Raw genomic sequence first — 19,187 nt, 5'->3', positions numbered from 1 at the left:
TGGATGGGCATGACGCAGGGCGGGTGCGGAGGACAGTGGAGAAGCCGCGCACCCGCCCCATCGAAGGACGAACCACGTATTACGTACATCGGTTTTCGGTCAGCGGACACCCGGGGGTGCCGCGCGGGGGCTAGTACGCCCGCGCGACGATCGCCAGGGTGCCGGGAGCGTCGTCCGAGTCGGGCACTGCGCCGTCCTTGGTGACCAGGCAGCGCACGGAAACGCCCTGCTGGGCCAGCTCCTCCTCGCCCACCGGACCGAGGTCGGCCCACGGGATGCGCGCCCAGCCGGTGGCCGCGGCCTCGGCCGCCTCCTCGACGGTCGCGACGTCCACGGTGCGGGATTCCCGGCGCTCGCGGGACTCCCGCAGCAGCTGCGCCTGGTCCTCCTCCAGCACCGTCGGCAGCAGCTGCGCCAGGCTGTCGAGCGCCACCGGCGCCTTGCCGCCGGGGATGCGCCGGGCCAGCATCGCGGTGCCGGCCTCCAGGTCGCGCGGGCCGATCTCGATGCGGACCGGCACGCCCTTCAGCTCCCAGTCGACCGCGCGGCGGCCGAAGGGGGTGTCGGTGCGGTCGTCCACGACGACCCGCAGCCCCGCGGCGGTCAGCTTCTCGCCGACCTCCCGCACCTTGGCCACGACCTCGTCGTCGCCCTTGATCGCCAGGACCACGACCTGCACATGGGCGAGCCGCGGCGGCACCCGCAGGCCGTTGTCGTCGCCGTGCATCATGATCAGCCCGCCGACCATGCGCGTGCTGCTGCCCCACGACGTCTGCCACACGTGCTCCTGCCCGCCCTCGGCCGACAGGTACTGGGTGTGGAAGGCCTTCGCGAAGTTCTGGCCCAACTCGTGGCTGGTGCCCAGCTGCAGGGCCTTGCCGTCGCCCATCATGCCCTCGAGGGTGAGGGTGTTGATGGCGCCGGCGAAGCGCTCCTTGGCCGTCTTGCGGCCCAGCACCACGTCCATGCCCAGCACGTTGGCCATGAAGTCGGCGTAGACCTCGCGGTGGATGCGCGCCGCGTAGTCCCGCGCGTCCTCGTACGTGGCGTGCGCGGTGTGGCCCTCCTGCCAGAGGAACTCGGTGGTGCGCAGGAAGACGCGCGGCCGCATCTCCCACCGCACCACGTTCGCCCACTGGTTGATCAGCAGCGGCAGGTCCCGGTAGCTCTGCACCCACTTCGAGAAGTACTCGTTGATGATCGTCTCGGAAGTGGGGCGGACCACGACCGGCTCTTCGAGGTCCTTGCCGCCGCCGTGCGTGACGACCGCCAGCTCCGGCGCGAAGCCCTCGACGTGCTCTGCCTCCCGGGTCAGGAAGGACTGCGGGATGAAGAGCGGGAAGTACGCGTTCTGCGCACCCGCCTGCTTGATCCGGGTGTCCATCTCCTGCTGCATCCGCTCCCACAGGCCGTAGCCGTACGGTCGGATGACCATGGTGCCGCGGACCGGGCCGTTGTCGGCCAGCTCTGCCTTGTTGATCAGGTCCTGGTACCAGCGCGGGAAGTCGTCCGCCTGGGGGGTGAGAACGGGAGCCTTTGCCATGCAGGCGATGGTACGTGTCGAGGCGCCCGCAGCGTGAATCGGTTACGGCTGCGGGACCGGTCGCGGAACGTGTGAAAAACGCCTTCCGCGGCCCCTGGACGGGGCGGGCAAACAGCAGTTGTCTGGCTCTCGGGGACGAAAGCGGCACACATTCCCACGGGGGCACACGGCGAAGCGTGGCTGATTGGGGCTTCGATGGCACCTACCCTCTATCGCGGATCCAGGCCGGAGACGGCACACCAGGACCGGGCGCGGGACTGGGCCGAGATCCAGGAACGCATGCTCGTACCGCTCTACGACACCGTCAACGACCGGCTCGACGTCGGCCCCGGCACCGGAATCCTCGCTCTGAACTGCGGTTCCGGCCTCGCACTGCTGCTCGCCGCGGCGAGGGGCGCGGCCGTCACCGGATACGACGCAGACCCCGGCCGGCTGCGCCTTGCCGCGGAGCGGATGGCCGTACCGCAAAGGCTCGGTACATTGCCGCGCGGCGCACTCGTGGCGGACACCGCGGCCTGCCTGCGCACCGGCGCACCCACATCGGCGGACGTGCGCGCCGGCGGCTACGACGTCGTCACCGCGCTCGACCCCGCCACGCCCGCGCAGGACCTGCGGCCCGCACTGTCCGCGGTCGCCGCCGACGCCCGGCCCGGCACCGCGGTGGTGCTGGCCGGCTGGGGGCCGCCGGAGCGCTGCTCGGCCGCCAGGGTGCTCGCCGTCGCGGCCCGGCTGGCCGAACCGCGCGGCGAGGCCGCGCCGACGCCGGGGATCGGCGGCAGGGACGACCTGGAGGACCTGGCCAGGGGCGCGGGGCTGCGCCCCGACGGCTCGGGCCGGGTGTCCTGCCCCTTCGGCTACCAGGACCAGGCCAGTGCGGTGCGTGGCCTGCTGGCGACCGGCCTGTTCGAGGCGGCGGTGGCCGCCACCGACCAGCAGCAGGTGGACAAGGAGATCGCCGAGGCACTGCACCCTTACCGGCGCCCCGACGGCACCGTCCGGATGGAGAACGTCTTCCGCTACCTGATCGCCCGCGTCTGACCGCCCACCCCACCGACCCCACCGACCGGCCCCCGCGAATTCGCTGGCCGCCTGCCGCGGCATCGGCAAGGCTGGGGGCATGCCCACCACTCCCCTGCCGCCCGGCACCCCGGTGTCCGTGCGCCTGGTCAAGGCCGGCCGCGACAAGGTCAGCTACCCCGCGACCGTGGTCGCCGACGACGGTGTCCGCGTCACGGTGACCGCACCCTGGTCGCTGCCCGACGTCCGGGACTTCGGCTTCGTACGCTTCGAGCCCGGCGACGTCTTCACCGAGCGCTACTGGCGCGACCGGTGGTATTCGGTCAAGGAAGTGTGCGACGCCCGCGGTGTGCGCAAGGGCTGGTACTGCGACATCACCCGCCCGGTGCTCGCCGCGGGCGGCGAGCTGGTCTCCGAGGACCTCGACCTGGACCTGTGGGTGTCGGCCGACGGCAGCCGGGTGCTGCGGCTGGACGAGGACGAGTTCGCCGACAGCGGCCTGGCCGAGCGCGACCCGGACGCGGCCGGGCGGGCGGTCCGTGCCCTGGACGAGCTGGAGGCGCTGGCCCGCCGCAAGAGCGGGCTGGCTCCCCTGCTGGACTGAACCGCGGCCTTGCGCCGGCAAATGCGCCGGGTACGGGCCGCGGTCCGTACCCGGCTACAGGCCGGGCCATTCCTCCGCGGTCATGGCGAAGCGTTCGTGGTCGCGCCAGGCGTCGTTGATGTAGAGCATCCGCGGTGAGAAGCCCTCGTGCCGGAAACCGAGCCGCTTGGCCATGGCCACCGAGCGGACGTTGTCCGGCTGCACGCTGATCTCCAGCCGGTGCAGGCCGAGTCCGTCCGGCTCGGCGGCGAAGCAGCGGTCCACGACCAGCCGCAGGCCCTCGCTCATCCGGCCGGTGCCGTTGTACGGCACGTAGCTGTCGTAGCCGAGCGCGCCGTTGCGGAAGCGGGCCATGACGATGTTGGCGACATTGCACTTGCCGACGATGCCGCCGTCCTCGTCGTTGATGATCAGGAAGGTCCGCAGCCCGGGGCCCTGCCGCCGCAGCAGCTCGGGCAGGACGTCGGGCTCCACCGGATTCCACGGCGCAAGGTGCTCCACGGACCGCAGCACCGCACCGCGGTGCGCCTCGGCGTCACTGGACCTGGGCTCTCTGATCGATACGCGCATGCACCCATCATCCCGCGAGGCCGCGGCGCCCCCGCATCAGCCCATGAACTTCTTGAACTCGTCGGGCAGTTCGAAGTCCTGGCCGCCGCCGGGCAGGCCGAACGGGCTGCCGCCCTGGCCGGCGCCCTGGCCCTGCTGCTGCTCCTCGCGGCGGGCAGCCGCCGCGGCCGCGTCGGCCTTGCGCTTCATCGGGTTGCCGCTCTGCCGCCGGCCCTTGGCCTGCTTCTGCTGCTTCTTCTGCCGGCCGGGGCCGCCGCCCATGCCGGGCATCCCCGGCATCCCGGGCATGCCGCCGCCCTGCGCCATCCGCGACATCATCTTGCGCGCCTCGAAGAACCGCTCGACCAGGCTCTTGACCGCGCTGACCTCGACGCCCGAGCCCTTGGCGATACGCGCCCTGCGGGAGCCGTTGATCAGGTGCGGGTCGGCGCGCTCGCCCGGGGTCATCGACTTGATGATCGCGGCGGTGCGGTCGACGTCCTTCTCGTCCAGGTTGTTGATCTGGTCCTTGATCTGGCCCATGCCCGGCAGCATGCCGAGCAGCTTGGAGATGGAGCCCATCTTGCGGACCTGCTCCATCTGGGCGAGGAAGTCGTCGAGCGTGAACTCCTTGGGGCCCTTCGCCAGCTTGGCCGCCATCTTCTCGGCCTCGGCCTGGCTGAAGGTCTGCTCGGCCTTCTCGATCAGCGACAGCATGTCGCCCATGCCCAGGATGCGCGACGCCATCCGGTCCGGGTGGAAGGCGTCGAAGTCGTCGAGCTTCTCGCCGTTCGAGGCGAACATGATCTGCTTGCCGGTCACGTGCGCGATCGACAGGGCGGCACCGCCGCGGGCGTCGCCGTCGAGCTTGGAGAGCACCACACCGTCGAAGCCGACGCCGTCGCGGAAGGCCTCCGCGGTGTTGACCGCGTCCTGGCCGATCATCGCGTCGACGACGAAGAGGATCTCGTCGGGGTGGGTGGCGTCGCGGATGTCCGCGGCCTGCTGCATCAGCTCCTGGTCGACGCCCAGCCGGCCCGCGGTGTCCACGATGACGATGTCGTGCTGCCGCGACGTGGCGAACTCGATGGAGTCCTTGGCGACCTTGACCGGGTCGCCCACGCCGTTGCCCGGCTCGGGGGCGTAGACCGCGACTCCGGCGCGCTCGGCGACGACGCTGAGCTGGTTGACCGCGTTGGGCCGCTGGAGGTCGCAGGCGACCAGCAGCGGGGTGTGGCCCTGGCCCTGGAGCCACTTGCCGAGCTTGCCCGCGAGCGTGGTCTTGCCGGCGCCCTGGAGTCCGGCCAGCATGATCACGGTCGGCGGCTGCTTGGCGAAGCGCAGCCGGCGGGTCTCGCCGCCGAGGATGGTGATCAGTTCCTCGTTGACGATCTTGATGACCTGCTGCGCCGGGTTCAACGCCTGCGAGACCTCGGCGCCCGAGGCCCGCTGCTTGACGTTGGCGATGAAGGCGCGTACGGCGGGCAGCGCCACGTCCGCTTCGAGGAGCGCGATCCGGATCTCGCGCGCGGTGGCGTCGATGTCCGCCTCGGACAGACGGCCGCGCCCCCGGAGGGTCTTGAAGGTATTCGCGAGGCGATCAGACAGAGTGTCGAACACGGTGGTCGCAGATCCTCGGGGTCGGGAGTGGGAAACGTCGCCTCCCAGAGTATCCGTCCGGGAAGAAAGCCGGTCCGCTCCCGGCAGGAAGCCGGTCCCGCCCGCCGGGGTGCGGCGGGCGGGACCGGGCTCAGCGCAGCGCCGCCTCGACCTGTCGTGCCACGTCCGCGGCCCGGGGCGGGGGCAGCGGGTTGCCGTCCTTGCCGACGACGTAGAAGGCGTCGACCGCGTTGGCGCCCAGCGTGGAGATGCGGGCCGAGCGCACGGTGACGCCGGTCGCGGTCAGGGCCAGGCCGATGCGGTGCAGCAGGCCGGGGGCGTCGTGGGCGCGGACCTCGATCACCGTCGCGGTGTGCGAGGTGTGCCCGGGGGCGACGGTGACCCGGGGCGGCGGCGCGGTGATGCCGCGGCGCCTGGGGTAGGCGGCCTCCCGCTCCGCGAGCCTGGCCTCGATGTCCAGGGTGCCCTCGAAGGCCCGCGCCAGGTCGGCCCGCAGCCTCGCGGTCTCGGGCAGTGCCCCGTACTCCGCCGAGACCCGCCAGCTGAGCAGCGCGACCTGGCCCTCGCCGATCGGGTCGACGGCCCGCAGGTCGGCGGCCCTGACGCCGAGCCGGTGCAGTGCCAGGACACCCGCGGCCTGGGCGAGCAGAGCGGGCCGGTCCGGGACGGCGAGCAGCAGTTCCACGCCGAGCGCCTCGTCCAGGGCGTCGCCCTCGCCGTCGGGCTCGGCGTGGGCGTGCAGGGCGAGGACGGGGCCGCCGGTGCGGGCGGCCTCGACGGCCAGGCGCTCCTCCTCCGCGGTGGAGTCCCGCTCTGCGGCCTCGGGCAGCGCACCGGTGTCCAGCGCCCCCGCGACCCGCTCGACCAGGTCGGCCAGCAGCGAGGCCCGCCAGGTGCTCCAGGCGGCCGGTCCCGTGGCCAGGGCGTCGGCCTCGGTGAGGGCGGCCAGCAGCTCCAGCGTGGAGGTGTCGCGTACGGTGCCGGCCACCGCACGGATGGTCTCCGGGTCGTCCAGGTCGCGCCGGGTCGCGGTGTCGATGAGCAGCAGGTGGTGGCGTACCAGCAGGGCGAGGGTGTCGGCGTCGGCGCTGGTGAAGCCGATCCTGGTGGCCATGTCGCGGGCGATGACCTCGCCCGCCTCGCTGTGGTCGCCGGGCCAGCCCTTGCCGATGTCGTGCAGCAGGGCCGCGGTCAGCAGCAGGTCGGGGCGGCCGACCCGGCGGGTGAGGCCGGCTGCCTGCACCGCGGTCTCGACCAGGTGCCGGTCGACGGTGAAGCGGTGCACCGCGTTGCGCTGCGGGCGACAGCGGACCCGCTCCCAGTCCGGCAGCAGCCGGGTGACCAGGCCTTCGGCCTCCAGGGCCTCCCACACCTGCACGGTGGACTCGCCCGCCCCCAGCAGCCTGACCAGCTGCTCGCGGGCTTCCGCGGGCCACGGCACGGGCAGCGGGCGGGCGGCGGCGGCCAGCCTGCGTACGGCGTGCAGCGACAGCGGCAGGCCAGCCTGGGCGGCGGCCGCTGCGGCCCGCAGCGGCAGGACGGGGTCGCGGTCGGGTTTCGCCACGAGCGCGAGCACCGCCTCGCCCTCCTGCTCCACGACGCCCTCGGCCAGCGGGACGCGCTCGGGTGTGCCGGCGCCCAGGGTGTTCCTGCCGCGGCCGAGCAGCCGCCGGCGCGGGCGGGACTCGCGGGCCTGCAGCACCCGGCCGACCTCGCGCCAGGTGACGTCGGACGCGTAGGAGATCCGCCGGGCGGCCTCGTAGACCTGGCGCAGCAGGGCGTCGGCGTCGAGCAGGCCGAGGGCGGCGGCGACCTGGTCCTGCTCCTGGAGGGCGAGCCGGTCGGTGGCCCGCCCGGTGACCAGGTGCAGGGCGTCACGGGCGTCCAGCAGCCGGGTGCGCGCCTCCTCCAGGCCCTCGCGGGGGGCGTCGGCCAGCCAGGACGCGGCGACGGCCCGCAGCGCCGTGGCGTCCCGCAGGCCGCCGCGGGCTTCCTTGAGGTCGGGTTCGAGCAGGTAGGACAGCTCGCCCTGGCGCTCGGCCCGTTCCTGGCACAGTTCGAGCAGTGCGGGCAGCCGCTTGGGCGCCTGGTTGCGCCAGTCGGCCAGGACCGCGGTGCGCAGGGCGGAGCCGAGGGCGGGGTCGCCGGCGATGTGGCGGGCGTCGAGCAGGCCGAGCTGGACCTTGAGGTCGTCGGCTGCGGCCTTGCGTGCCTCGTCGGGGGTGCGCACCGAGTGGTCCAGGGCCAGGCCCAGGTCCCACACCGGGTACCAGAGCCGGTCGGCCAGGGCGCCGACGGACTTCTCCGAGTCGTGCAGCAGCACCAGGTCCAGGTCGCTGCGCGGCGACAGCTCGCCGCGGCCGTAGCCGCCGACGGCGAGCAGCGCCCAGCCGCCGGTGCCGGTCGCCGCGGCGGCGTCGGTGGCAAGGCCGCTGAGCCAGCGGTCGGTGAGGGCGGCGAGGGCCGCACGGCGCGGCGGCCCGGACCGCGCCTCCTGGGTGAGGAGGCGCAGCCGGGCCGCCGCGTAACTGTCGTCCTGCGCTTCGACGCTGTCGGTCACTCGTTCTCCAGCGCTGGGTTCGGGGGTCAGAGCGCGTCGGGTCCGCGCTCGCCGGTGCGGACCCGCACGGCCGTGTCGACCGGCAGGCTCCAGACCTTGCCGTCTCCGATTTTGCCGGTTCTGGCCGCTTTCACCACGACGTCGATGAGCTGGTCGGCGTCGGAGTCCTCGACCAGGACCTCTATGCGGATCTTCGGCACCAGGTCGACGGTGTACTCGGCGCCGCGGTAGACCTCGGTGTGGCCGCGCTGTCTGCCGTAGCCGCTGGCCTCGGTCACGGTCAGTCCGTGGACCCCGAAGGCCTGCAGGGCTTCCTTGATCTCGTCCAGGCGGTGTGGCTTCACGACCGCGGTGATGAGCTTCACGCGTCCACCTTCTTGCTCGCCGCGGTGCCGACACCCGCCGGTGCCGCCGCGTGTCCTGTGCTGCCGATGCCGGAGAAGTCGTACGCGGTCTCCGCGTGCTCGGCCTGGTCGATGCCGCTGACCTCGATCTCCTCGGGAACCCTGAAGCCCATCACCAGGTCGATGGCCTTGGCGAGGATCGCGGAGACCACCACGGAGTAGCCGAGGACGGAGAAGACACCGACGGCCTGGACGCCGAACTGGTGCCAGCCGCCGCCGTAGAAGACGCCCTTGACGTCCTGGCCGACGCCGCCGGTGGCCAGCAGGCCGATGAGCAGCGAGCCGACGATGCCGCCGACCATGTGGACGCCGACCACGTCGAGCGAGTCGTCGTAGTTGAAGCGGTACTTCAGGCCCACAGCGGCGGCGCAGATCACACCGGCGATGACACCGACGGCGATGGCGCCCAGCGGGCTGACCGAGGCGCAGGACGGGGTGATCGCGACGAGTCCTGCGACCGCGCCGGAGGCGGCGCCCAGGGTGGTGAAGGAGCCGTGCCTGATCCGCTCGTAGAGCAGCCAGCCGATCATGGCGGCGGCGGTGGCGATCTGGGTGTTGATGAAGACGGTGGACGCGACGCCGTCGGCGGTGATCTCGGAGCCGGCGTTGAAGCCGAACCAGCCGAACCACAGCAGGCCGGCGCCGAGCATGACCCACGGCATGCTGTGCGGGCGCATGGGGTCGCGCTTGAAGCCGACCCGCTTGCCGATCACCAGGATGACCCCGAGGGCGGCCGCACCGGCGTTGATGTGGACCGCGGTGCCGCCGGCGAAGTCGATGACGCCCTTCTTCATCAGCCATCCGCCGCCCCACACCCAGTGGGCGACGGGGAAGTAGACCACGGTGGCCCACAGGGCGATGAAGACCGACCAGGCCACGAACTTGACGCGGTCGGCGAGTGCGCCGCTGATCAGCGCGGGGGTGATGATCGCGAACATCAGCTGGAAGGCGGCGAAGGCGAATATCGGCGTCCCGGTGGCCCCCCACAGGTCATCGGGGGCGATGTCGCGCAGGCCGAGCCAGTCGGTGCCGCCGATGAATCCGCCGTGGTCGCCGTCGAAGGCGAAGCTGAATCCGTAGCCTGTCCACAGCAAGGTGATGATCCCCAGGCTGATGAAGCTCATCATCAGCATGTTCAGGGCGCTTTTCACCCGGACCATACCGCCGTAGAAGAACGCAAGGCCCGGTGTCATCAGCATCACCAGCGCGGAGCTGAGCAGCAGAAACGCGGTATTGCCGGAGTCGAGCTTGGGCGCATCTGCGGCCAGTGTGAAGATGGCTGGTGCCATCGGCGTCTCCTCGTCATCCGAACGGCCCGAGCGGGCTGTGCAGGGGTGGGCCGGTTTTCGCCATGAGAGTGGCTGAGCCGGGTTTCGCCCGATGCCGCAGGGTGTTTCGCCGCCGTGACGAAGAAGTCGCGTGTGTTACGTGGAGATGAACCGTCCCCCGGTGCGGTGAAAGATGTATACGGGTGGGGAAAGAGATCGCGGGCCGCGGCCCGGGGCGCGCGACCGCGCGCTAGGCGGTCTCGGCGACCTCGGGCAGTTCGACCGCGAGCCGGTCGGAGAGCTGCAGGACCGCGGGGACGTCGCCGAAGTCGCGCACCGCGGTGCCGGTGGTTTTGCGGATACGGGTGTTGACCCTTTCCGACCTCACCCTTTTCGCGACCGTCATGGCCTGCTCGGTGAAATGCGCGGCCTGCTCGGGTTCGCGCTGCAGCAGGTGGACGCTGGCCAGCCCGACCAGGTTGAGGGCGTAGGCGCGCTGGTGGACGGGGTCGTTGCTGAAACCCTCGACGGCCTTCTCCATCACCGGGTGGGCCAGCGAGGCGTAGGCGGGGCTGCGGCCCGCAACATAGGCCAGGTCGCGGTAGGAATGGGCGTTCTCCGCGTGCAGCTCGGCCTCGTTGAAGAAGCTGATCCAGCTGGGGTCCTCGGCCGTTCGGGACTCGGTGAAGGTGTCCTCGGCGGCCCGGACGGCCCGGTGGCACTTGTTGACCTGGCCCATGTTGGCGTACGCCCTGGCCTCCAGCGCGTACAGCATCGCCTGGGTGGTGGCGCTCGCGGACTCGCGGCTGCCGTACTGGGCGAGGTGGATCAGTTCCAGGGCGTCGTCCGGCCGGTCCAGGTGGATCATCTGGCGGCTCATCGAGGACAGGATGAAGGCGCCCAGCGGGCGGTCGCCCGCCTCCTTGGCCGCGTGCAGCGCGAGCACCAGGTACTTCTGGGCGGTGGGCTGCAGCCCCACGTCGTAGCTCATCCAGCCGGCCAGCGCCGCCAGGTCGGCGGTGACGCGGTAGAGGCGCTGGGCGACGGCCTCGGGGTGCGACTCCTGGAGCAGGTCGGTGACCTCGTGCAGCTGGCCGACGACCGCCTTGCGGCGCAGGCCGCCGCCGCACTGGTTGTCCCACACGCGGAACATCTCCGCGGTGGACTCCAGCAGTTGCAGCTCCTGCTCGGACAGCCGGGAGGGCCGGGCGCCCCCTCCGCGGGGGCCGCCGATGACGGGGCCGGCGGCGGACGGCGAGTTCGGCACGAGCCAGCGCTGCATGGGCTCGATCAGGGCCGGCCCCGCGGACAGCACCAGGGAGGCGCCGAGGAAGCCGCGGCGGCCGAGCATCAGGTCGCTGCGGGAGAACTCGCTGATCATCTCGACGGTCTGCGGCCCGGCCCACGGCAGGTCCACGTCGCCGCCGGCCTGCGGCTGGTGGGCGGAGCGCAGGCCCAGGTCCTCGACGGGCACGACGCAGCCGAAGCGCTCGGAGAACAGCTCGGACAGGATGCGCGGTATCGGTTCGCGCGGCTGCTCGCCGTCGAGCCAGCGGCGCACCCGCGAGGTGTCGGTGCTGACGTGGTGCGCGCCGAGCTGGCGTGCCCTGCGGTTGACCTGCCGGGCCAACTCGCCCTTGGACCAGCCGCTGCGCACGAACCACGACGTCAGCTGCGCATTGGGCTGCTTTTCTGCTGTGCCGCCCACGGTCAAGCCCCCATCCCGGTCTCGCTCGACCCGTCCACCCAGTGATTACCAGGGTCCCTCGGGTCCTGTCCGCCGGTTGCCGAAAGTGTCGGCGGCCGGTCCGGTGGCCATGGACCGGACGGAGGTGCCTGCGGCACATGCGCAGGATGCGAACGGTTCACTGCCATGAACTCACGAACTGAAAGTAGTCCCAGCATCACTCGTCCGGCGACCACGGGTGGGGAAACGCCACCATTCGCCACCCCTTCGAATGAACTCGGTTGCGACTCCAGGCGATTCACTTGACACATGCCGGTCGCACGAGGTCGGGCGGGCGCGTAACCATCGCGGCGGCGATCCGTTGGAGGTGTCATGGTGTTCACGATCGGCAGCATGCGGGAGTCGCGACAGCAGCGGAACGGCGTACGGGAAGCCCTCGGCGCGGGGGCGCGGCCGGCAGTGCGTACCGGCGTGCGCCGGCGGACGCACGCCGGGGTGTGCACCACGGTCGGCGATTACGCAGGCCGCTGCGGCTGGGCGGTGGTGCCGGGAGCCCGGGTGGCCCGCGGCGGCGGAGCCTGCTCGTGCGGCAACGCAGAGTGCCGCGAACCGGGCGCGCATCCGCTGCCCTTCGCCGACGAGATCCCGGCCGGTGCGGCTCCCGCGGGCGCCGCGGAGGCGTGGGCGCGGGTGCCGGGCGCGGCGGTGCTGCTGCCGGCCGGCCGCTCCTTCGACGTGATCGAGGTGGCCGAGGCGCCGGGCCGCCGGGCACTGGTGCGGCTGGAGCGGATGGGGCTGCGGCTCGGCCCCGTCCTGCTGACGCCGGCCGGACGCGCGCAGTTCTTCGTCGCGCCGGGCGCGGCGGCCGAACTGCCGCACCTGCTCTACCGCATGGGCTGGGACGACGCGGAGCTGGACCTGCGCTGCCTGGGTCCCGGCGACCACGTCACCGCTCCCCCGTCGGACCTCGGCGGCCTCGGCCCGGTGCGCTGGCTGCGCGAGCCGCTGCCTGGCACCGCCCCGCAGCCCCCCGAGGCCAGGCTGCTGCTCGGCACGCTCGCCTTCGTGTGCCACCGTGCCCGGGCGTACGCCTGAACCGGCGGTACGCGTGAGCCGGCCGCCTCGGCCTGGCCGTCCGCATGGCCGAGGCGTGCGCATGACCGGGGCGTGCGCGTGACCGTACGCGTAAGGGGCGCCCGCAAGTACGGGCGCCCCTTACCGCTGTCCTGGCTGCGGCCTACTCGCCGATCAGCGCGTCCACGAAGGCCTCGGGCTCGAAGGGCGCGAGGTCGTCGGCGCCTTCGCCCAGGCCCACCAGCTTGACCGGGACGCCCAGCTCGCGCTGCACGGCGATCACGATGCCGCCCTTGGCGGTGCCGTCGAGCTTGGTCAGCACGATGCCGGTGATGTCGACCACCTCGGCGAAGACCCGGGCCTGGACCAGCCCGTTCTGACCGGTGGTGGCGTCCAGGACCAGCAGCACCTCGTCGACCGGGCCGTGCTTCTCGACGACCCGCTTGACCTTGCCCAGCTCGTCCATCAGGCCGGTCTTGGTGTGCAGCCGGCCCGCCGTGTCGATGAGCACGGTGTCGGCGCCCTCGGCGATGCCCTCCTTGACCGCGTCGAAGGCGATCGAGGCGGGGTCGCCGCCCTCGGGGCCGCGTACGGTCCGCGCGCCGACCCGCTCGCCCCAGGTCTGCAGCTGGTCGGCGGCGGCGGCGCGGAAGGTGTCGGCCGCGCCGAGCACGACGCTGCGGCCGTCGGCGACCAGCACCCGGGCGAGCTTGCCCGTGGTGGTGGTCTTGCCGGTGCCGTTGACCCCGACGACCAGCACGACCGCGGGCGACTCCTCGTGGCTCTCGGTGCGCAGCACCCGGTCGAGCGAGGGGTCGACCAGCGTGAGCAGTTCCTCGCGCAGCAGCCCGCGCAGCTCCGCGGGCGTCCTGGTGCCGAGCACCCGCACCCGGGTGCGCAGCCGCTCGACCAGCTCCTGGGTCGGGGTGACGCCGACGTCCGCGGTGATGAGGGTGTCCTCGACCTCTTCCCACGTGGCGTCGTCCAGGCGCTCCCTGGACAGCAGCGTCAGCAGGCCCTTGCCCAGGGTGTTCTGCGAACGGGACAGGCGGGAGCGCAGCCGGATCAGCCGTCCTGCGGTCGGCTCGGGCTGCTCGACCGGCGGCGCCGCCGGGACCTCCACCTCCTCCAGGGCCTCGGGCGCGAGGGTCGCCCCGGGCAGGGGCACCTCTTCGATGGTCCTGCGGGCTTCCTCCCGCGGGGGCGCGGCCTCGTCCCCGACGTGCGGTTCCGCGGGCGGCGCTGTGGTCTTCCGGATGCTCGGCGGGGCGCTGGGCGGCAGCTGCTGCTTCCTGCGGCGGCTGCCGACGACCAGTCCGCCGGCCGCGAGGACCACGACCAGGGCGATGACTACGACAAGGATGACGATTTCCATAACCCCCCCAGTATCGGGTACGCGGGCGCCGGCACCGGCCCGATACTCCGAGTACCGCCGGCCGGGTCACCGCGTCCGCTACCCCATCTCCTCCAGCGTCTTGCCCTTGGTCTCCTTCACGAAGAGCAGCACGAAGGGGATGGAGAGCACCGCGAAGCAGGTGTAGATGACGTAGGTGCCCGACAGGTTCCAGTCCGCGAGGGTCGGGAAGCTCGCGGTGATCGCCCAGTTGGCGATCCACTGGGCGGAGGCGGCGACGCCCAGGGCGGCGGCGCGGATCTTGTTCGGGAACATCTCGCCGAGGAAGACCCACACCACGACGCCCCAGGACAGGGCGAAGAAGAGCACGAAGACGTGGGCGGCGGCCAGCGCGACGACGCCCTGGGCGTGCGGCAGGGTGTCGCCGCTCTTGGCGGAGAAGGCCCAGGCCTCCAGGGCGAGCGAGACGGCCATGCCGCTGGAGCCGATCAGGGCGAGCGGGCGTCGGCCGATCCGGTCGACGAAGACCATCGCGATGGCCGTGCCGATGATGTTCACGATGGAGGTCGTGAAGGAGTAGAAGAACGAGCCGGACGGGTTGATGCCGACGGACTGCCACAGCGTCGAGGAGTAGTAGAAGGCCACGTTGATGCCGACCAGCTGCTGGAAGACCGACAGGCCGATGCCGATCCACACGATGGGCAGGAAGCCGAAGCGCGAGCCGAGCAGGTCGGAGAAGACCGACTTGTGCTCGCGGCGCATCGCGGTGCGGATCTCGTCCACCCGGGCGTCCAGGTCGGTCTCCTTGCCCTCGACGTCGGCGAGCACCGCCCTGGCGTCGGAGTCCCGGCCGACGGAGAGCAGGAAGCGCGGCGACTCGGGGATGACGAAGGACAGCAGCCCGTAGATCACCGCGGGGATGACCATCACACCGAGCATGACCTGCCAGGCCTCCAGGCCGATGACCTTTCCGCGCTGGTCGCCGTCCGCGATCTGCAGGATGCCGTAGTTCACCAGCTGCGACACCGCGATGCCGAGCACGATCGCGGCCTGCTGGAAGGACGCGAGCCGGCCGCGGATGGCCGGCGGCGAGACCTCGGCGATGTAGGCGGGGCCGATGACCGAGGCCATGCCGATGGCGAAGCCGCCGATGATCCGCCAGAAGGCCAGGTCCCACAGGGCGAAGGGCAGGGCAGAGCCGACCGCGCTGATGGTGAACATCACCGAGGCGATCTGCATGCAGCGGATACGGCCGATGCGGTCGGCGATCCGCCCGGCGGTGGCGGCGCCGATGGCACAGCCGATCAGGGCGATGGCGATGACCTGGGCGAGGGTGCCGGAGCCGATGTCGTACTTGTCGCGGATCGCCTCGACGGCGCCGTTGATGACAGAGCTGTCGTAGCCGAAGAGGAAGCCGCCCATGGCGGCGGCTGCGGTGATGAAGATGACGTGGCCCAGGTGTTCGGGCCGCGGGGACTTCTCGTCCGTCCCCGGGACGCCTTCCGTGCTGGTCACATCAGCTCCTCGTCCCCGGTGTCCGGCCCCCGCACGAGGGCTGGATCTTCAAGTCTTGGCCGACCGCGCGGCGGCCACCACTTGGAGGGGGCCGTCAGGCGGTCTTACGGCCGCCTTCCCGCAGACGCTGACTAATCACCTTGGACACGCCGTCGCCCTGCATCGAGACGCCGTAGAGGGCGTCGGCGACCTCCATCGTCCGCTTCTGGTGGGTGATGACGATGAGCTGGGAGCTTTCCTGCAGCTCCTCCATGATGCGGATCAGCCGCTGCAGGTTGGTGTCGTCCAGGGCGGCCTCCACCTCGTCCATCACGTAGAAGGGGCTCGGCCGCGCCTTGAAGATCGACACCAGCATCGCCACCGCGGTCAGCGAGCGCTCGCCGCCCGACAGCAGCGACAGCCGCTTGACCTTCTTGCCCGGCGGCCTGGCCTCCACGTCGACGCCCGTGGTGAGCATGTTGTCCGGGTCGGTGAGCAGCAGCCGGCCCTCGCCCCCGGGGAAGAGCCGGGAGAAGACGCCCTCGAACTCCCTGGCGGTGTCGTGGAAGGCGGCGGTGAAGACCTGCTCGACGCGCTCGTCGACGTCCTTGACCACCTGGAGCAGGTCGGCCCTGGTCTTGCGCAGGTCCTCCAGCTGCTCGGTGAGGAATTTGTGCCGCTCCTCAAGGGCCGCGAACTCCTCGAGGGCCAGCGGGTTGACCTTGCCGAGCTGGGCGTACGCCTTCTCCGCCGCCTTGAGGCGCTTCTCCTGCTCGGGGCGCACGAAGGGACGCGGCAGGTTGCGCGGGTCCTGCGGGTCCTCGGGCAGCACCTCGCCCTCGGCGGGCAGCGACGGCGGCACGGGCTGGTCGGGGCCGTACTCGGCGACCAGGCCGGCCGGCTCCATGCCGTGCTCCTCCAGCGCCCTGGCCTCCAGCTGCTCGATCCGCAGCCGCTTCTCCGCGCCCAGCACCTCACCCTTGTGGACGTCGCCGGTGAGCCGGTCGAGCTCGCTCTTCAACTCGCGGCCGCGGCGGCGCTCCTGGCCCAGTTCCGCCTCGCGCTCGGCCCTGGCCTGCTCGGCGGCCACGCGTTCCGCCTCGGCCCGGGCCAGTGAGACCTGAACGCAGTCCAGCAGCCCGCGCGCCCCGTCCCGCACCGCGGCGGCCACCGACGCCTCGTAGGCCAGCCGCAGCCTGCGGCGCTCGGCTCTGGCCCGGGTCTCGCGTTCTGCGCGGGCGGCCCGGTCCAGGCCGTCGGCCCGTCCCGCCAGTCCCTTGACGCGCTCCTCGTGCGTACGCAGCTGGAGCCGCGCCTCCATCTCCGTCTGCCGCGCGTTGGCACCGTCGGCGGCGAGCCGGTCGCGTACGGAGGTGTCGGGCTCCTCCTCGCCCGGCTCCTCCTGGGCCTCGCTCAGCCGGTAGGACAGTTCCTCGAACTCCTCGCGTGCCGCGGCCAGCGACTCCTGGCTGCGGCCGACCGCGGTGGCGGCACGGTCCGCCTCGCCCGCGGCGGCCCGGGCCTGGCCGCCGAGCCGGCCGAGCTGCTGGGCGACCGACGACTTGGCCTTCTCCGCGGCCCTGCGCCGCTGGCCCAGCTCGTCCACGGCCCTGGCCGCCGCCGAACGCCGCTCCTTGGCCTCCTGCTGGCGGTCCGCCAGCTGCGCGCACTGCTCTTCCAGCCGCTCCAGCTCCGCGGTCGCCTCGTCCACCTGCGCCTGGACCTCCAGCAGGCTCGGCGCCTTCGCACTGCCGCCGACCGCGGTGTGCGCGGCCAGCAGGTCGCCCTCCGCGGTCACCGCGGTCAGCTCGGGCCGCGCGCCGACCAGGGCCTCGGCGTCCTCCAGCGACTCCACGACGACGACGTCCCGCAGCAGCACCCGAACGGCGGGCATCAGGTCCTCGCCGCCCGCCACCAGGTCCGCGGCATAGCGCACGCCGGCCGGCAGCGACGCCCGCCGCTGCTCGGGCAGCCCCGTCACCGGCGCGGCGACCTGCGGCTCGCCGCCGCCACCCGCACCGGCGGCACCCACCGGGTCCCCGGCGAAGCCGAGCGGCTGCGCGCCGGACGCACCCAGGTGACCCTGCCCGTGCTCGCCGCCGCCCTGGCCGGAGTCATACCGCCCGCCGCCGGGCTGCCGCTCACCGCCGCCGCCCGGGTCGGACGGGGCGTGGCGCTCGTCGCCAGGGCGCGGTTCGGGGACGCCGGGCAGGGGGGTGGGGGTCGCGAGGAGGAGGGCGGCGCGGCCTGCGTCCTCCTTGCGGAGCATCCGCAGGGCCTCGGCGGCGGCCGACAGGCCGCTGACCGCGACCGCGTCGGCGGCGGCGCCCAGCGCCGCGGCGACCGGGATCTCGTAGCCGGGGGCGACCCGGAGCAGGGTCGCGGCGGGGCCGAGGACCCCGGTGAGCGGGCCGCCGGCGCCGTCGGCGGCACCGGCCAGCAGCGCGCCGCTGCCGTCCTTGCGGCGCAGCGCGGGCGCGAGGGCGTCGCGGCGGGCGGCGACCGCGGCCCTGCGGCGCTCGGCGGCGGTGGCGGCCTCGCGGGCGGCGGTGAAGTCCTCGTCGGCCGCGGCCTGGTCGGCGCGGGCCGCCTCGAAGCGGGCCTCGAGCTCGGAGTCGTCGGCGTCGAGGCCCTCGACCTGGGCGCGCAGCTCCTCGTACTCGGCCTGCGCGGACTCGGCCCGGTCGCGGGCCTCGTCGCGGGCGGCGGCCAGCCGGCCGATCTCGGCCTCAGCGGAGGCGGCCTTGGAGCGGGCGGCGTTGACCTGGCCGCTGAGCCGGGCCAGGCCTTCGCGGCGGTCGGCGATGGCGCGGGCGGCGCTGCGCAGCCTGCCTTCCTCCTCCGCGAGCCGGTGTTCCAGCTCGGCACGGTGCCCGACCGTGTCGTCCAGGGCGCGCTGGGCGGCATCCAGCGCCTCGCTCAGCTCGGCCTCCTGCTCGCGGATGCGGGCGGCTTCGCGTTCCATGTCCTCGGGGTCGCGGCCGCGCCGCTCCTCGGCGGGCTGGCCGGTGGCGTGCCGGTGCCGCTGCTCGGCGAGGCCGATGGTGCCGCGGACCCGTTCGGTCAGCTGGGACAGCGCGTACCAGGTGGCCTGCGCCTCGTTGACCCGCGGGGTCAGCTCGCGGACCTGCTCCTCAAGCCGGGCCTCGCGGCGTACGGCCTCGGCCAGTTCGGTCTCGACGGCCTCCTTGCGCTCCTTGAGGGCGGCTTCGTCCGCGACCTCGGCGCGCAGCGCCTCGCGCAGCGTGACCAGGTCGTCGGCGAGCAGCCGCAGCCGGGCGTCGCGCAGGTCGGCCTGGATGACGGCGGCCCTGCGGGCGACCTGGGCCTGCCGGCCGAGCGGTTTGAGCTGGCGGCGCAGTTCGCCGGTGAGGTCGGTGACGCGGGCGAGGTTGGCCTGCATCGCGTCGAGCTTCCGCAGCGCCTTCTCCTTGCGCTTGCGGTGCTTGAGGACACCGGCCGCCTCCTCGATGAAGGCGCGCCGTCCCATGGGGTCGGCGTGCAGCACCGAGTCGAGCTGGCCCTGGCCGACGATGACGTGCATCTCGCGGCCGATGCCGGAGTCGGACAGCAGTTCCTGGATGTCCAGCAGCCGGCAGGTGTCGCCGTTGATCTGGTACTCGCTGCCGCCGTTGCGGAACATGATCCGCGTGATGGTGACCTCGGCGTACTCGATGGGCAGCACACCGTCGGTGTTGTCGATGGTCAGCGACACCTCGGCGCGGCCCAGCGGGGGCCGCCCCGTGGTGCCGGCGAAGATGACGTCCTCCATCTTGCCGCCGCGCAGCGACTTGGCCCCCTGCTCGCCCATGACCCAGGACAGCGCGTCGACCACATTGGACTTGCCGGAGCCGTTGGGGCCGACGACGCAGGTGATTCCGGGTTCGAAGCGCAGCGTCGTCGCCGAGGCGAAGGACTTGAAGCCGCGCAGCGTGAGGCTCTTGAGATGCACGCCCGCCGACTCTACTAGCCGCCTGGCGTTTCACCAGGGAATGTGCAGGGCACATCAGACG

The 19,187-nt window shown here is 72.7% G+C and carries 13 protein-coding genes; 3 read left to right on the top strand and 10 right to left on the bottom strand.

Going from position 1 to position 19,187, the window contains the following annotated elements:
* Positions 1 to 130: 130 nt before the first annotated feature.
* Positions 131 to 1,543 carry a proline--tRNA ligase gene (gene proS / locus JT723_RS06765; RefSeq protein ID WP_205043541.1) on the bottom strand — a complete coding sequence of 471 codons (1,413 nt, stop codon included), beginning with the start codon at positions 1,541 to 1,543 and terminating at the stop codon, positions 131 to 133.
* A 195-nt stretch (positions 1,544 to 1,738) separates the two neighbouring features.
* Between proS and JT723_RS06760 the strand changes: the two genes are divergently transcribed.
* Together JT723_RS06760 and JT723_RS06755 are read left to right on the top strand one after the other, a co-directional pair.
* Entirely contained in the window at positions 1,739 to 2,581 is an 843-nt protein-coding gene (locus tag JT723_RS06760; protein ID WP_240165154.1) for a class I SAM-dependent methyltransferase, read from the top strand.
* A 79-nt stretch (positions 2,582 to 2,660) separates the two neighbouring features.
* Complete coding sequence (locus JT723_RS06755; protein ID WP_205043540.1) at positions 2,661 to 3,164, top strand: ribonuclease FAU-1 family protein; 504 nt, start codon at positions 2,661 to 2,663, stop codon at positions 3,162 to 3,164.
* 54 nt (positions 3,165 to 3,218) lie between these two features.
* On the opposite strand, the gene JT723_RS06750 is transcribed toward JT723_RS06755, so the two are convergent.
* From JT723_RS06750 to nsdA, 6 genes are all read right to left on the bottom strand, one after another.
* Positions 3,219 to 3,734: a GNAT family N-acetyltransferase gene (locus tag JT723_RS06750; protein ID WP_205043539.1), complete on the bottom strand. Its 516-nt coding sequence runs from the start codon at positions 3,732 to 3,734 to the stop codon at positions 3,219 to 3,221.
* A 36-nt stretch (positions 3,735 to 3,770) separates the two neighbouring features.
* The gene (ffh, locus tag JT723_RS06745) at positions 3,771 to 5,333 is read right to left on the bottom strand and encodes a signal recognition particle protein (RefSeq protein WP_205043538.1); all 1,563 of its coding nucleotides are present in this window, start codon (positions 5,331 to 5,333) and stop codon (positions 3,771 to 3,773) included.
* Between the two features lie 130 nt (positions 5,334 to 5,463).
* Complete coding sequence (locus JT723_RS06740; RefSeq protein WP_205043537.1) at positions 5,464 to 7,893, bottom strand: [protein-PII] uridylyltransferase; 2,430 nt, start codon at positions 7,891 to 7,893, stop codon at positions 5,464 to 5,466.
* A gap of 26 nt (positions 7,894 to 7,919) precedes the next feature.
* The gene (locus JT723_RS06735; RefSeq protein ID WP_033173073.1) at positions 7,920 to 8,258 is read right to left on the bottom strand and encodes a P-II family nitrogen regulator; all 339 of its coding nucleotides are present in this window, start codon (positions 8,256 to 8,258) and stop codon (positions 7,920 to 7,922) included.
* On the bottom strand, positions 8,255 to 9,586 hold the full coding sequence (locus JT723_RS06730; protein ID WP_205043536.1) for an ammonium transporter: 1,332 nt from the start codon (positions 9,584 to 9,586) through the stop codon (positions 8,255 to 8,257). The genes JT723_RS06735 and JT723_RS06730 overlap by 4 nt, the downstream gene beginning before the upstream one ends.
* A 229-nt stretch (positions 9,587 to 9,815) precedes the next feature.
* A complete protein-coding gene (gene nsdA / locus JT723_RS06725) occupies positions 9,816 to 11,273 on the bottom strand; it encodes a transcriptional repressor NsdA (RefSeq protein ID WP_251512474.1) in 1,458 nt (485 codons plus the stop codon).
* A gap of 351 nt (positions 11,274 to 11,624) precedes the next feature.
* Here nsdA and JT723_RS06720 point away from each other — a divergent pair, with 351 nt between their 5' ends.
* The gene (locus JT723_RS06720) at positions 11,625 to 12,347 is read left to right on the top strand and encodes a bifunctional DNA primase/polymerase (RefSeq protein WP_205043534.1); all 723 of its coding nucleotides are present in this window, start codon (positions 11,625 to 11,627) and stop codon (positions 12,345 to 12,347) included.
* Positions 12,348 to 12,489: 142 nt separating this feature from the next.
* On the opposite strand, the gene ftsY is transcribed toward JT723_RS06720, so the two are convergent.
* From ftsY to JT723_RS06705, 3 genes are all read right to left on the bottom strand, one after another.
* Positions 12,490 to 13,701 (bottom strand): signal recognition particle-docking protein FtsY, encoded by a 1,212-nt coding sequence (gene ftsY, locus JT723_RS06715; protein ID WP_205043533.1) that lies wholly within the window; start codon positions 13,699 to 13,701, stop codon positions 12,490 to 12,492.
* 78 nt (positions 13,702 to 13,779) lie between these two features.
* Positions 13,780 to 15,195, bottom strand: coding sequence for a sugar porter family MFS transporter (locus JT723_RS06710; protein ID WP_251512472.1), 1,416 nt, complete (start codon positions 15,193 to 15,195; stop codon positions 13,780 to 13,782).
* A gap of 94 nt (positions 15,196 to 15,289) precedes the next feature.
* The gene (locus JT723_RS06705; RefSeq protein ID WP_205043532.1) at positions 15,290 to 19,126 is read right to left on the bottom strand and encodes an SMC hinge domain-related protein; all 3,837 of its coding nucleotides are present in this window, start codon (positions 19,124 to 19,126) and stop codon (positions 15,290 to 15,292) included.
* Positions 19,127 to 19,187: the final 61 nt, after the last annotated feature.

Source organism: Actinacidiphila bryophytorum (assembly GCF_016916835.1).
GTDB classification, from domain to species: Bacteria; Actinomycetota; Actinomycetes; order Streptomycetales; family Streptomycetaceae; genus Actinacidiphila; species Actinacidiphila bryophytorum.
Note: the sequence above shows the minus strand (reverse complement) of the source record. Positions and strands in the feature narration are given on the sequence as shown.